The sequence below is a fragment of the Schumannella sp. GW821-FHT10F01 genome, assembly GCF_058809295.1.
In genome coordinates, this window is record NZ_JBXASM010000005.1 from 107,325 (window position 1) to 121,751 (window position 14,427).

At 72.6% G+C, this 14,427-nt stretch carries 12 protein-coding genes; 8 read left to right on the forward strand and 4 right to left on the reverse strand.

Annotated elements, in window-relative coordinates; translation table 11 throughout:
- Positions 1-76: 76 nt before the first annotated feature.
- The 3 genes from AC1RSJ_RS07870 (at position 77) to acs (ending at position 4,998) form a co-directional block, all read left to right on the forward strand.
- The gene (locus tag AC1RSJ_RS07870; RefSeq protein ID WP_493117802.1) at positions 77-1,153 is read left to right on the forward strand and encodes a threonine aldolase family protein; all 1,077 of its coding nucleotides are present in this window, start codon (positions 77-79) and stop codon (positions 1,151-1,153) included.
- Between the two features lie 83 nt (positions 1,154-1,236).
- A complete protein-coding gene (locus tag AC1RSJ_RS07875; RefSeq protein WP_493117803.1) occupies positions 1,237-2,742 on the forward strand; it encodes a DUF2510 domain-containing protein in 1,506 nt (501 codons plus the stop codon).
- Between the two features lie 192 nt (positions 2,743-2,934).
- Positions 2,935-4,998 (forward strand): acetate--CoA ligase, encoded by a 2,064-nt coding sequence (acs, locus tag AC1RSJ_RS07880; protein ID WP_493117804.1) that lies wholly within the window; start codon positions 2,935-2,937, stop codon positions 4,996-4,998.
- A gap of 131 nt (positions 4,999-5,129) precedes the next feature.
- On the opposite strand, the gene dinB is transcribed toward acs, so the two are convergent.
- On the reverse strand, positions 5,130-6,332 hold the full coding sequence (gene dinB, locus AC1RSJ_RS07885) for a DNA polymerase IV (protein ID WP_493117805.1): 1,203 nt from the start codon (positions 6,330-6,332) through the stop codon (positions 5,130-5,132).
- Between the two features lie 111 nt (positions 6,333-6,443).
- Entirely contained in the window at positions 6,444-8,012 is a 1,569-nt protein-coding gene (locus AC1RSJ_RS07890; RefSeq protein WP_493117806.1) for an amino acid permease, read from the reverse strand.
- 138 nt (positions 8,013-8,150) lie between these two features.
- On the opposite strand from AC1RSJ_RS07890, the gene AC1RSJ_RS07895 reads away from it, so the two are divergent.
- On the forward strand, positions 8,151-8,714 hold the full coding sequence (locus tag AC1RSJ_RS07895) for a GrpB family protein (RefSeq protein ID WP_493117807.1): 564 nt from the start codon (positions 8,151-8,153) through the stop codon (positions 8,712-8,714).
- A 103-nt stretch (positions 8,715-8,817) separates the two neighbouring features.
- Here the strand turns inward: AC1RSJ_RS07895 and AC1RSJ_RS07900 are convergent, their stop codons facing one another.
- Positions 8,818-9,375 carry a GNAT family N-acetyltransferase gene (locus AC1RSJ_RS07900; protein ID WP_493117808.1) on the reverse strand — a complete coding sequence of 186 codons (558 nt, stop codon included), beginning with the start codon at positions 9,373-9,375 and terminating at the stop codon, positions 8,818-8,820.
- 104 nt (positions 9,376-9,479) lie between these two features.
- Positions 9,480-9,968 carry a GNAT family N-acetyltransferase gene (locus AC1RSJ_RS07905; RefSeq protein WP_493117809.1) on the reverse strand — a complete coding sequence of 163 codons (489 nt, stop codon included), beginning with the start codon at positions 9,966-9,968 and terminating at the stop codon, positions 9,480-9,482.
- 181 nt (positions 9,969-10,149) lie between these two features.
- On the opposite strand from AC1RSJ_RS07905, the gene AC1RSJ_RS07910 reads away from it, so the two are divergent.
- The 4 genes from AC1RSJ_RS07910 to AC1RSJ_RS07925 all read left to right on the forward strand — a co-directional run bounded on the left by AC1RSJ_RS07910 (position 10,150) and on the right by AC1RSJ_RS07925 (position 14,426).
- On the forward strand, positions 10,150-11,850 hold the full coding sequence (locus tag AC1RSJ_RS07910) for a long-chain-fatty-acid--CoA ligase (RefSeq protein ID WP_493117810.1): 1,701 nt from the start codon (positions 10,150-10,152) through the stop codon (positions 11,848-11,850).
- Between the two features lie 83 nt (positions 11,851-11,933).
- Positions 11,934-12,290: an iron chaperone gene (locus tag AC1RSJ_RS07915; protein ID WP_493117811.1), complete on the forward strand. Its 357-nt coding sequence runs from the start codon at positions 11,934-11,936 to the stop codon at positions 12,288-12,290.
- A 147-nt stretch (positions 12,291-12,437) separates the two neighbouring features.
- On the forward strand, positions 12,438-13,442 hold the full coding sequence (locus AC1RSJ_RS07920) for an LLM class F420-dependent oxidoreductase (protein ID WP_493117812.1): 1,005 nt from the start codon (positions 12,438-12,440) through the stop codon (positions 13,440-13,442).
- Positions 13,443-13,553: 111 nt separating this feature from the next.
- Positions 13,554-14,426 (forward strand): LLM class flavin-dependent oxidoreductase, encoded by an 873-nt coding sequence (locus tag AC1RSJ_RS07925; RefSeq protein WP_493117813.1) that lies wholly within the window; start codon positions 13,554-13,556, stop codon positions 14,424-14,426.
- Position 14,427 lies beyond the last annotated feature (1 nt).

The following is a 14,427-nucleotide window of genomic DNA, read 5'->3' on the forward strand; positions in this document are numbered from 1 at the left end:
GCGCACCTTCGCAGGTGCGCGGTCGGTACGCGCGTACGCGGTCGGCATCGGCTTCCCTCCCTGGGAGGATGGAGGGGTGAGCCTCTCCCCCCTCCACGACCCCGACTGGCGCGGATTCGCCAGCGACAACTACGCCGGCGTGCATCCCGAGGTGCTCGAGGCGCTGGCGACCGCGAACGGCGGGCACCAGGTCGCCTACGGGGAGGACGTCTACACGTCCCGGCTGCAGGAGGTCGTGCGCGAGCACTTCGGCGAGCGCGCCGAGGCGTTCCCGGTGTTCAACGGCACGGGGGCGAACGTCGTGTCGCTGACCAGCATCCTGCCCCGCTGGGGTGCGGTCGTCGCGGCGTCGACCGCCCACATCAACACGGACGAGGCCGGCGCCCCCGAGCGGATGACCGGCATCAAGCTGCTCACCGTGCCGACCGGCGACGGCAAGCTCACGCCCGAGCTCGTCGCCCGCGAGGCCTGGGGCTGGGGCGACGAGCACCGCGCCCAGCCGCTCGCGGTGAGCATCACGCAGACCACCGAGATGGGCACGCTCTACACGCCCGACGAGGTGCGCGCGATCGCCGACTTCGCGCACGAGCACGGCATGGCGGTGCACATGGACGGCTCGCGCCTCTGGAACGCCGCCGCCGCCCTCGGCGTGCCGTTCCGCGAGTTCACGACGGATGCCGGCGTCGACATCCTCAGCCTCGGCGGCACCAAGAACGGGGTGCTCGGCGTCGAGTCGGTGGTCGTGCTCGACCCGGATCGCGCCACCGGCCTGATCTACCTCCGCAAGCTCACGATGCAGCTCACGAGCAAGATGCGCTTCGCGTCGGCCCAGCTGCTCGCGCTGTTCGACGACGGCCTCGGCCTCCGCAGCGCCGCCCACGCCAACGCCATGGCCGCGCGGCTGCGCGCCGCGCTCGAGTCCGGCATCGCCGACGGCTCGCTGCCCGGGCTCTCGTTCACGCAGGAGAGTGCCGCGAACGCGATCTTCGCGACCCTCCCGACGGACGCGGCCGACCGCATCCGCGAGCAGGTGCGCTTCTACGACTGGGATCGCGCCCGCGGCGAGGTGCGCTGGATGACCGCCTGGGACACCACCGAGGCGGATGTCGACCACTTCGTGTCGGTGATCCGCGCGGAGCTCGGCCGGGGCTGAGCGTCAGTCGGCGACGCCCCCGGACTGGGGACTGAGCGGCCCTCACGGATCTGCCTAGGCTTCCGGTGGCTTGAGGGGGCTTCGTGAGCGACACCGGGACGACGACGGGCACGCCGAGCGCGCCGCCCGCCGGCTGGTACACCGATCCGAAGGATGCCGCGCACGCGCGCTGGTGGGACGGATCCGCGTGGACGGAGAACCAGCGTCCGCTGCCGCCGGCCACCCCGCGCATCGTGTCGCAGGCCGGCTTCGCCGCCGCGGCCGGCGCTCCCGCCACACCGCTCGCGCAGGCCCGCGCCGCGGCCGCCGTGCCGGTCGTCCCCGCGGTGCCGGTCGCGGTCGAGCCGACCCCCGACGTCGCGGTCGAGCCGGCTCCGGCCGCGGCACCCGCGCCGGTCGCCGCGCCCGCCCCGACCCCGTTCGGCTACGGCCCCGCCGCGCCGCAGCCCCAGCAGCATCCGCCGGCGCCCGGGGTCGTCACCGGCGCCCCGGCCTGGATGACCGCTGCGGGCTACACCGAGGGGCTCCCGACCGGATGGGCGCATCGTGCCGACCCGGTCGTGACCGGCCCGGTGACGGCGTGGGGCTCGCCGCACACGGTCTCCGCCTGGCTCATGACCGTGCTGCCGCTCGTCGGCTACATCGCCGGCTCGCTCGCGTTCGTCGGCGGGATCGCCGCCCGGCTCGGCCCGGTCTCGATCCTGCTCGCGCCGACGACCTGGCTGATCTTCCTGCTGCTCACGCTCCTGCTCGCGACCGCCGACGTCCGCCGGCTCCGCGCCCGCGGCGTGACGGAACCCGCGTCGCCGGCCTGGGTCCTGCTGGCGTCGCCCGTGCTCTACCTCGTGCTGCGGGCGACCCGCGTCGCGCGCGCCGGACGCCGGGCCATCGGCCCGCCCATCACGGCCGGCGTCGTGGTGCTCGCCGTCGCGGGCATCGCGATCGCGTCCGGGGTGGCCGGCGCCTCCCAGGTGGTGCAGAACCAGGCGACCGCGCACGACTTCGGCGTCTTCGACGGCTCCGGGGCGCTCATCGCGAACGTGACGCCGACCCGGTCGGACGTGGCCTACTACGTGCAGCAGCACGAGCGCGCGGTGAACAACCGCGACCTCGCCGTCGACTGCGGGCGCTCGGCGCTCTCGGACGACGTCGATCTCGCGTGCTCCGCAACCGATGCCGGCGGTGCTCCCTGGACGGTCGTGGCGCAGTTCCGCTGGGGCACGCAGCTCACCTACACCGCGGTCGCCGGCACGGCGCTCGCGGGCACCGGATTCGATCCATCCGACCCCGCTTCGCCGCGCATCGACATCCCGCTGACGACCGCCACCGCGGGCTTCGATGCGACCGGGCGCCGGCTCTCGACGGGCGGCGTGGTCTCGACACCGGAGCTCGCGGCGTTCGCGATCGCGAACATCCAGGCGACCGGACGGAACTGGATCGACGAGGACTGCTCGTCCGTCATCGGGACGGCGTCGACCGAGGGCATCTTCATCGACTGCACGATGACGGAGCGGACCGGCGCCGTACGCGGGGTGGAGATCCACTTCGACGACCCGATGGTGGTCAGCCTGCAGGTCGTCGAGCCCTGAGTCGCGCCCAGCCCCGACCACCCCTCACCCGAGCCCGACCGGAACAGCGCCGCTGCTCGCGCCAGACGGGCGACCGCGACCCGATCCGACCCGGATCTGCGGTCAGGGCCTGCGTTGCGGACCGTGGGCCGGATGTGTCACTCCGTGACGGCTCGCACCGAACGCCCGGCGCCCGCCGCCTACCGTCGGAGGGTGCCCGACGCGCCCGTTCCCGCCTCCGCGCCCGCCGCCTCCGCGCCAGGACCTGCCTCCGCGCCCTTCACCGAGCTGCTGCCGGAGACCCGCCGCTTCCCGCCGCCGGCAGAGCTGGCCGCGACGAGCAACGTCGGCCCGGACGAGTGGGAGCGCGCCGCGGCCGACCCGATCGCGTTCTGGGGGGAGCAGGCCGGCCGCCTCACCTGGGCCGAGCCGTGGCACACGACCCACACCTGGTCGCCGCCGCGCGGGGAGGACGGCGCGCTGCGTCCGCCGGAGGCCGCGTGGTTCGCCGGCGGGCGCCTCAACGCCGCCGTGAACTGCGTCGACCGGCACGTCGACGCCGGCCTCGGCGACCGGGTCGCGTACCACTTCGAGGGCGAACGCGGCGAGCGGCGCAGCCTCACGTTCGCCGAGCTGCAGCGCGAGGTCGCGCGGGCGGCGCACGCACTCGAGGAGCTCGGCATCCGCCCCGGCGATCGCGTCGTGGTCTACCTGCCCGTGCTGCTCGAGACGGTCATCGCGACGCTCGCCGTCGCGCGGATCGGCGCCGTGCACTCCCTGGTGTTCGGCGGCTTCAGCGCCGAGGCGCTCCGCTTCCGCCTCGAGGACACCGGCGCGAAGCTGCTCATCACGAGCGACGGGCAGTACCGACGCGGCGCCGCGGTCGCGGTGAAGGCGCAGGCGGATGCCGCGGCCGCGGGACTCGGGCCGGAGCACGGCGGCGCGCTCGAGCACGTGCTCGTGGTGCGCCGCACCGGCGATGAGACGCCGGACATCCCGTGGACCCCGGGCCGCGATGTGTGGTGGCACGAGATCGTCGACCGCCAGCCCGACGTGCACGACGCGACGGCGTTCGACGCGGAGCATCCGCTCTTCATCATCTACACCTCGGGCACGACCGGTCGCCCGAAGGGACTCGTGCACACCACCGGCGGCTACCTGACGCAGGCGAGCTGGACGCACTGGGCCGCCTTCGACGCGAAGCCGGACGACGTGCACTGGTGCACCGCCGATCTCGCCTGGGTCACCGCCCACACCTACGTGCTCTACGGACCGCTGACGAACGCGACGACCCAGGTCATCTACGAGGGCGTGCCGGGCTTCCCGGACCGCGAGCGGCACTTCGAGATCCTCGAGCGCTACGGCGTCACGACGTACTACACGGCGCCGACCCTGGTGCGGACGCTGATGACCTGGTTCCCGGACGGCGTGCCCGCGCGCCATGATCTGTCGCGCATCCGGCTGCTCGGCAGCGTCGGCGAGGCGATCAACCCGGAGGCGTGGATCTGGTTCCGCGAGCAGCTCGGCGCCGGCACGGCCCCGATCGTCGACACCTGGTGGCAGTCGGAGACCGGCGCCGCCGTGATGGCGCCGATCCCGGGACTGTCGACGCTGAAGCCCGGCTCGGCGACCCGCGCGCTGCCGGGTCTGCGGACGCTCGTCGTCGATGACGCCGGCGAGGAGGTGCCGCCCGGCGCCGGCGGCTACCTCGTGATCGAGGGGACCTGGCCGTCGATGGCGAGGACCGTGTGGGGCGACCCGCAGCGGTACCTGGACTCGTACTGGGCGCGCTTCGCCGACCGCGGCTACTTCTTCTCCGGTGACGGCGCGAAGGCGGATGCCGACGGCGACATCTGGCTGCTCGGCCGCGTCGACGACGTGATCAACGTGTCCGGCCACCGGCTGTCGACGATCGAGATCGAGTCGGCGCTGGTGGCGCATCCGCTCGTCGGGGAGGCGGGGGTGACCGGTGCGTCCGACGCGACGACCGGCGAGGCGATCGCCGCGTTCGTGGTGCCGGCGCGCGACGGGCTCGACCCCGCGGAGACGGCGGCCGCGCTGCGCGCCCACGTGGCCGCGGCGATCGGCCCGATCGCGAAGCCGCGCGAGATCCATCTCGTCGCCGATCTGCCGAAGACGAGGTCCGGCAAGATCATGCGGCGCCTGCTGCGCGACATCGTCGAAGGCCGGCCCCTCGGCGACACGACCTCGCTGCAGGACCCGGACGGTCCGGCGCGCATCGCCGAGCGGGTCCGGTCGACCGAACCCGCTGGCTGAGGAGGGCGCTCCGGCGCCCGTCTCGAAGCCTCACGCGTGCAGACCGAGGGCTTCGAGACGCGCCGCAGACGGCGCTCCTCAGCCAGCGGGTGCGCGTACCCGGCTTCGGCAGGCTCAGCCATCCGAATCGGTCACTCGTGCTCCGGCAGCACCGGCGTCGACCAGCCCGGATCCCGCCCGAGCTGCGTGCCCCGCGACACCGCGGCCGACCCGAACCGGTCGCGCACCGCATCCAGCACGCCGTCGAGTCGTGACGCCCCCTCGCCGTCCCAGTCGATCGGCAGCTCCGGCTGCACCGCGTCGGCGCGGTCGAGGTGCCCGAGCGACAGCCCGATGAGGGTGATCCCGCGGTCGGCGATCTCCGGCATCGCGCCCGCCAGCAGCCCGCGCGCCACCGCGAGCAGCACGGCCGTCCGGTCGGTGCGGGCGCCGACCGTGTGCGAGCGGGTCGCCTTCGCGAAGTCGTCGAAGCGCAGGCGCAGCACGACCGTGCGGCACACCCGGTCGCCGTCGCGCAGGCGCCGCCCGAGCCGGTCCACGATCTGGGTCAGGATGTCGTCGAGCTCCTGCGGGGAGCGCGCGCGGCGCCCGAGCGCGCGCTGCGATCCGATGGACCGGCGCCGGCGCGTGGTGTCGACGGGCCGCGGATCCCGCAGCCGCGCGAGCGCGTGCACATGGGCGCCGACGGCCTTGCCGAGCATGTGCTGCGCGTTCGCCGCCTCGAGCTCGGCGAGGTCGCCGACGGTGTGGACGCCGAGGCGGTGCAGCTTCTCGGCGCTCACCTTGCCGATGCCCCACATGCGCTCGACGGGCAGCGGATGCAGGAACTCCTGCTCGCGATCCGGCTCGACGACGAGCAGCCCGTCGGGCTTCGCGACGCCGCTGGCCACCTTCGCGAGGAACTTGGTGCGCGCGACCCCGACGGTGATGGCGAGTCCGACCTCCGCCTTCACCCGGGCGCGCAGCCGCTCGGCGACCGCCTCCGGGGTGCCGACGATCCGGCGGAGCCCGCCGACCTCGAGGAACGCCTCGTCGATCGAGAGGCCCTCCACCAGCGGCGTCGTGTCGCGGAAGATCGCGAACACGTCCTTGCTGGCCGCCGAGTACGCCTCCATCCGCGGCGGCACGACGAACGCGTCGGGGCAGAGCTCGAGCGCCTGCCGGCCGCCCATCGCGGTCTTCACGCCGCGGGCCTTCGCCTCGTAGCTCGCGGCGAGCACGACCCCGCCGCCGACGATCACCGGCCGCCCGCGCAGCGCGGGAGCGTCGCGCTGCTCGACGGAGGCGTAGAACGCGTCGAGATCCGCGTGCAGCACCGTCGCCTCGCCACGCATCCGCCGCCTCCCTCCGAGGCGGATATTCGCACATATGTACGACAGTCGCACGCATTCGGACCCTGAGCCGGTCGAAGGGGCCCCTTCGACCGGCTCAGGGATCCGAGGCGCCTACTCCTGCTTCTTCGCCCGATCCGAGAGCGACTTCGCGAGCACCGGGCTCGCGCCGGTGTACCCCTCGCGGATCGCGGCGGCCTCCATGATCCGGCCGCGCTGGAGGAACCAGCCGACGATCAGCAGCGGGATGATCACCACGAGCGAGAGCAGCACGAAGCGGCCGGTCTCCGTGAACCCGAGCGTCACGAGCACCATCGCGAGGAACGCGAGCGTGAGGTACGACGTGAACGGCGCGCCCGGCATCCGGAAGCTCGGCTCCTCGGCCTTGCCCTGCTTCGCCCATCGCCGCAGCTGGATCTGGCACAGCACGATGGTCGCCCAGCCGCCGACGATGCCGAGGCTCGAGATCTCGAGCACCACCTCGAACGCCGTCGTGGCGCCGACGAACGCGTTGAGCACGACGCCGAGCACCGTGATGCAGGCGGTGAGCAGGATGCCGCCGTACGGCACGCCGTTGCGGTTCATCACGCCCGTGAACTTCGGCGCGGACCCGTTCGCCGACATCGACCGGAGGATGCGCCCCGTCGAGTAGAGCCCGGCATTGAGCGAGGAGAGCGCCGCCGTGAGCACGACGAAGTTCATGATCGACGCGATCACGGCGCCGGTCTCCTCGCCGCCGACGTGCTGGAAGAACGTGACGAACGGGGAGGAGTCCTTGTTGTAGGTGTCGTAGGGCAGCAGGAGCGCGAGCAGCAGCACGGAGCCCACGTAGAACACCGCGATCCGCACGATCACGGTGTTCACAGCGCGCGGCATGACCTTCGCGGGGTTCTCGGTCTCGCCCGCCGCCGTGCCGACCAGCTCGATGCCGGCGTAGGCGAACACGATGCCGCTGACCGCGACGAGCGGCGCGACGAAGCCGGCGGGGAAGAAGCCGCCGTTCTCGGCGATGACCTGCGGCCCGGTCGGGCCGATGTCGGTCTGGTGCACGAAGATCAGGAAGATCACGCCGACGACGAGGAACGCCACGAGCGCCGCGACCTTGATCAGCGCGAACCAGAACTCCATCTCGCCGAAGAGCTTCACCGAGACGAGGTTGAGCGAGAGCACGATGATCAGCGCGACGAGCGCGGTCAGCCACGTCGGGATCGCGTCGAGCCAGGGCACGTACTGGCCCCAGAACTTCACGTAGATCGCGGCGGCGGTGGTGTCGACGACGCTGGTCATCGCCCAGTTGAGGAAGTACATCCAGCCGGCGGTGTAGGCGAACTTCTCGCCGTAGAACTCGCGGGCGTAGGAGACGAACGACCCGGACGACGGCCGGTGCAGCACCAGCTCGCCGAGCGCCCGGAGGATGAGGAACGCGAACACGCCGCAGAGCGCGTACATGATCATCAGCGCCGGGCCGTAGTCGTGGAGGCGGCCGCCGGCGCCGAGGAAGAGCCCGGTGCCGATCGCGCCGCCGATGGCGATCATCTGGATCTGCCGCGGCTTGAGGCTCTTGTGGTAGCCCGCGTCCTCGTTCTCGAACTCGTGCTCGGCGTTCCCGCGGTCGCCCGTGGTCTCCCGCCAGTTCTCGAGACTGTCCGCCAGATCCTTCGGCGTCGGTTCCTTGCTGCTCACGAGCTGCTCCTTCCGGCGAGGGTTCGCTCATCGTCGAGCCGGCCCGCGTCCGACAGACTCGGATGCGGGCCCTTCCCACGCTACGGCTGGTCACGTTACCGCCTGGTAAACAAACGGAGGACCGGGACGGGGGACAGCGTGATCGAGGTCGTCGAGTACCGGGAGTCGTGGCCGTCGCGCTTCGCCGAGCTGCGGGACGCCTACGCGGCCGCGCTCGACGATGCCGGGGCGCCGTGGCTGAGCATCGAGCACGTCGGCAGCACGGCCGTGCCGGGCCTGGCGGCGAAGCCCGTGATCGACGTCGACATCGTGGTCGATCCGGACGACCTCCCCGCCGCCGTCGCCGCACTCGAGCGGGTCGGCTTCATCTCGAGCGGCGACCTCGGCATCCCGGGGCGCGCCGCGTTCACCCCGCCGGAGCGCTTCCGCCCGACGAACACCTACGTCGTCGCGCACGGCTCGCTCGCGCTGCGCAACCACCTCGCGGTCCGCGACGTGCTCAGAGCGGATGCGGCGCTCCGCGACGAGTACGGCGAGGTGAAGCGGCGCGCGGCGGCGTCTGCATCCGACGTGTCCGGCTATCTGCTGCTCAAGAGCGAGGTGCTCGGCCGCGTCCTCCGCGCCGGCGGGCTGGATGAGGCGGAGCTCGCCGCGATCGCGGACACGAACCGGGGCATCGCGGAGCGCGGCGCGCGCGGGTGACCCTTCGGACCCCTGAGCCTGTCGAAGGGCCCCTTCGACAGGCTCAGGGATCCGGAGAGCGGCTCAGGGATCCGGAGAGCGGCTCAGGGATCCGAAGAGCGGCTCAGGGCTCGTCGTCCCAGGGCACCGGCGTCGTCGCACCCGACGCGTGGTCGCCGCGGAGGAGCGTGTACGCGACCGAGGCGCGCGGCTCGCCACCGCCGGCGACCGGCCAGCCGCGCCGGTAGTGCGCCTCCTTCACGAAGCCGGCCGAGCGCAGCGCACGGCGCATCGCCACGTTGTCGTCGCGGGTCTGGCCCTCGATCCGCTCGACGTGCGGCCATCGGGCGAGCACCTCGGCGGCGAGCGCCCGGAGGGCCGTCGTGCCGAGTCCGCGGCCGCGGTGCTCGGCGGCGAGCCGGAGGTCGAGCAGCACGCCCGGATCCTCGAGGTCGTCGATCACCGCGAGTCCGACGACGGGCGCCGCGGCGTCGGGCTCGCGGATCCAGAACGCCGCGTGCTCGGGTGCGGAGAAGTCGCCGTCGTCGATCCGGCGCTCCGCCTGCTGGCGCGTCGGGCGCTCCGTCACGTGGAACGGCCACGGGCTCGCGGTGAGGAACGCGGCGAGCGCCGCGCGCGACGCCGGGTCGGTGGGATCGATCAGCTCGAGGGAGACGGGCATCCGTCCACGGTAGGACCCTTCGACAGGCTCAGGGATCCGAAGGGCGGCTCAGAGATCCGAAGGGCGGCTCAGGGAGCCGAAGGGCGGCTCAGGGATCCGAAGGCTCAGGGAGCCGAGGACGCGGACAGCTCCTTCGTGAAGCCGAGCCATCCGCGCTCGCGCCAGTCGCCGTCGAGGTCGGAGTCCGGCGTCCAGCCCTCGCCCACGTAGAGCGCGACCGCGCCCGACTGCTGCCACCCCGTGCTCAGCACCATCCGCTCGTAGCCGTGCGCGGCGGCGTCCGCCTCGAGCTCGGCGAGCACGCGCCCCGCGAGGCCGCGGCGGCGGTGATCCGGATGCGTCCACATCCGCTTCACCTCGGCGGCGTCGCCCTCGCGCATGTACGCGCCGCCCGCGACCGCCGCGCCGTCGACGAGGAGCAGGAGGAAGTTGCCGCCGTGGTCCGGCGAGAACCGCTCGGCGGGGTACCGGCTCATCTCCTGCGTCGCGCCGGGGCCGTACCAGGCGACGTAGTCGGCCTCGAGTCCGTCGAGCAGCGGACGGGCCAGCGGGTCGTCGATCGTCTTCCAGCGCGACTCGGGTGCGGTGCTCACGCGAAGCGCAACTGCGGTACGGGCGCGGCGATTCCGCGGCATCGGATCCCCGAGCCGCCTTCGGATCCCTGAGCCTGTCGAATGGCGGCTTCGACAGGCTCAGCCATCCGGGCGTGGCGGCTTCGACAGGCTCGGCCATCCGGTGAGAGGGTCTGCGCCGTCCGGTCTGTAGCCTGAGCCGGTGAGCATCGACACGCCTCGTCCCTGGCTCGACTCCTACGCCGAGGGCGTGCCGCACGACATCGACCCGATCGACGAGTCGCTGGTCGACCTCATCCGCGGCTCCGTCAAGGAGTTCAAGGACGCCGTCGCCCTCGAGTACTTCGGCGCGGAGACGAGCTACGGCGAGCTCGGCGACCGCATCGAGCGCGCGGCGGAGGGCCTCCGCAAGCTCGGCGTCCGCGCGGGCGACCCGGTCGCGATCATCCTGCCGAACTGCCCGCAGGCCGTCATCGCGTTCTACGCGGTGCTGCGGCTCGGGGCGATCGCCGTCGAGCACAACCCGCTCTACACGCCGCGCGAGATGCGCCACCAGTTCGAGGACCACGAGGCGAAGGTCGCGATCTCCTGGGACAAGGTGGTCGCCACGCTGCAGGAGTTCCCCGCCGACGTCGCCGTCGAGCACATCGTCTCCGTCGACATCACCGCCGGGATGCCGTGGCACCTCCGCGCGGCGCTCCGGCTGCCGATCCCGCGGGCCCGCAAGCAGCGCGCCGAGCTCACCACGCACGTGCGCGGCACCGTGCCGTGGGAGCAGCTCGTCGCCTCGAAGCGGCTCAAGAAGTCGCACCCGGCGCCCGCCCCGGCCGACACCGCGGTGATCCAGTACACGAGCGGCACGACCGGCACCCCGAAAGGCGCCGTGCTGACGCATCTCAACCTCGGCTCGAACGCCGCCCAGGCCAGGGCCTGGGTGCCGGAGATCGTCCGGGGCGACTGCGTCGTCTACGCCGTGCTGCCCCTGTTCCACGCCTACGGCCTCACGCTCTGCCTCACCTTCGCGATGAGCATGGGCGCGCGGCTCGTGCTGTTCCCGCGCTTCGATCCGGACCTCGTGCTGCCGGTCATCAAGAAGCACCCCGCCACGTTCCTGCCCGCCGTGCCCCCGATCTACGAGCGGCTCACCGCCGCGGCCGCGGCGAAGAAGGTGTCGCTCGACGGCATCCGCATCTCCATCTCCGGGGCGATGGCGCTCTCGAAGAAGGTCATCGAGCCCTGGGAGGAGCGCACCGGCGGCTACCTCGTCGAGGGCTACGGACTCAGCGAGTGCTCCCCGGTGATCAGCGCCAACCCGGTCGCCGGCAACCGCAACCCGGGCACCATCGGGCTGCCGCTGCCGAGCACCGAGGTGCGCGTCGTCGACCGCGACGACCCGGAGAAGGAGGTCGCCCAGGGCGAGCCCGGCGAGCTCGTCGTGCGCGGACCGCAGGTGTTCTCCGGCTACTGGCGCAAGCCCGACCAGACCGCCGAGGTGTTCGTCGGCGACTGGTTCCGCACCGGCGACGTCGCCACGATCGACGAGCAGGGCTTCATCCGCATCGTGGACCGCGCGAAGGAGCTCATCATCACGGGCGGCTTCAACGTGTCGCCGACCGAGGTGGAGGACGCGCTGCGCGGCTTCCCCGACGTCGCCGACGTGGCGGTGGTCGGCATGCCGAGCGAGCGCAACGGCGAGGACGTCGTCGCGGTCGTCGTGCCGGCCCCCGGCCGCACCGTCGACGAGGAGGCACTGCGCGCCCGCGCCCGCGAGTCCCTCGCCGCGTACAAGGTGCCGCGCCGCGTCGTCATCCGCGACGAGCTGCCGAAGTCGCAGATCGGCAAGGTGCTGCGCAAGCAGGTGCGCGACTCGCTGTCGGAGGAGAGCGCGCCCGCGGCCGACTGAGCCGCCGGCTTCGGATGGCTGAGCCGCCGGCTTCGGATGGCTGAGCCTGTCGAAGCCCCCGCCCCCGCGGCCATACTGACGGCATGACCGCCGCCGACGTCGACGAGTACCTCTCCGCCTTCGCGGGCGACCAGCGCGCGACCCTCGACCGGCTGCGCGCGCTCATCCTCGACTCCGTGCCGACGGCGACCGAGTCGATCAGCTACCAGATCCCGACCTACAAGCTGGCAGGCAAGCGGATGGTCTACTTCGCCGGCTGGTCGAAGCACTTCTCGCTCTACCCGCTCGGCGAGCGGATCCCGGTCGTGCTCGCCGACCAACTGGCCGGCTACGAGACGGCGAAGGGCACCGTGCAGATCCCCTGGTCGCAGGCGTTCCCGGAGCAGCTCATCCTGCAGATCATCCGGATGCGCGCGGAGGACGCCGCCGTCGGACGCTGATCCGCGAGCATCCCGCTGCGCATCCCGGCCCTGCGAGGGAAGCAATCCCCCGCAGATGCGATTCGGTCGGCCGGGTGCACGGGTCCCACGTGAACGTTCGCCGAACGACCCGGCAGAAACGTTTCAATCGCGAGTAGCGTCCGAACCATGCGCTTCGGAATCTTCATCCCCCAGGGCTGGCGGCACGATCTGGTCGACATCGACCCGGCGGACCACTGGCAGACCATGAAGGACCTCGCCCAGCACGCCGACGCCGGCGCCTGGGAGTCCCTCTGGGTCTACGACCACTTCCACACCGTGCCGATCCCCAGCGATCAGGCGACGCACGAGGCCTGGACGCTGATGTCCGCGTTCGGCGCCGTGACCGACCGGATCCGCCTCGGCCAGATGTGCACCTGCATGAGCTACCGGCCCCCGGCCTACCTCGCGAAGGTCGCGACGACGGTCGACATCATCTCCGGCGGCCGCGCCGAGATGGGCATCGGCGGCGGCTGGTACGAGCACGAGTGGAAGGCCTACGGCTACGGGTTCCCGTCGGCCGGCGACCGCCTGCGCCGCCTCGACGAGGGCGTGCAGATCATGAAGCAGGCGTGGGAGACCGGCACCTCGACGTTCGAGGGCAAGCACTACCAGACCGACGGCGCGCTGTTCCACCCGCAGCCGCTGCAGTCGGTCGGCGGGCACGACCACGGCATCCCGCTGTGGATCGCCGGCGGCGGCGAGAAGGTGACGCTGAAGATCGCGGCGAAGTACGCCCAGTACACGAACTTCGGCGGCGACCCGGAGACGTTCCAGCACAAGAGCGAACTGCTGCGGCAGCACTGCGCCGACGTCGGCACCGACTTCGACGCGATCGTGCGGAGCACGAACTTCAACACCGTCATCGGCGAGACCGAGAAGGAGGTCGCGGACCGCCTCGACGCCATCGAGGCCCGCGTGAAGCCGTACCTCGGCGACCGCACCGAGGGCTTCATGGCCGAGTACCGCAACGGCGACGCCGCCGGCGTCGGCACCCCGGAGCAGGTGATCGAGAAGCTGAAGAAGACGGAGGCGCTCGGCGCCGGCTACTTCATCCACTACTTCCCGGAGGCGGCCTACGACCGCTCGGGGCTCGAGCTGTTCGAGCGCGAGGTCATCCCCGCGCTGGCCTGATCCGCTCCGTTGCATCCCGTCGAGGGGTCGCGAATCGACGTACGGGCTCGTCCCGTGGCGTCGACCCGCGACCCCTCGACGGATGTGGGCGGTGCCGGGCAGGCTGAGGGCATGACCCCTCGGCTCGGCTTCGTGTTCCTGCCCACCATGTCCCCGTCGACGCTGACGCCGCTCGCCCGGCAGGTGGAGGCCGCCGGCTTCGACGACCTGTGGGTGTGGGAGGACTGCTTCGACCACAGCGCGATCGCCGCGGCGGGCTTGGCGCTCGCGGCCACCGAGCGGATCACGCTCGGCATCGGCCTCATGCCCGTGCCGCTGCGGAACGTGGCCCTCACCGCGATGGAGCTCGCGACGCTCGGGGGTGCAGCCCCCGGCCGGCTCATCGGCGGCATCGGCCACGGCGTGCTCGACTGGATGGGGCAGGTCGGCGTGCGCGCTGAGGCGCCCCTGACCCTGCTGCGCGAGTACGCGACCGCCCTGCGCGCGCTGCTCGACGGCGAGACCGTGACGACGGACGGCCGGTACGTGCACCTCGACGACGTGAAGCTCGGCTGGCCGCCGGCGGAGCGCGTGCCGGTGATGATCGGCGGCGGCCGGCCGCGCACGCTGCGCACGGTCGGCGAACTCGGCGACGGGCTCCTCATCGGCTCCGGCGCCTCCCTCGGCGAGATCCGGGCCGCCATCGGGCACGCCCGCGACGGCGGCGCCCCGGACGAGTTCCCGGTCGTCGTCTCGCTCGTGGTCGCGACGGGACCGGATGCCGCCGAGCGGGCCGAGCGCGAGCTGCGGATCTGGAGCTCGTTCGGCGACGGCGACGGACGGGGCGGCGCGGTGGGCGGATCCGCCGAGGAGATCGCGGCGGGCGTGCGCGCGCTCGAGGAGGCCGGCGCGAGCACGGTCATCCTGCAGCCGACGGGCGATGAGCCGGACCTCGACGGACTGGTCGCCCGGCTCGGCGCCGAGGTGCTCCCGCTGCTGCGGTAGA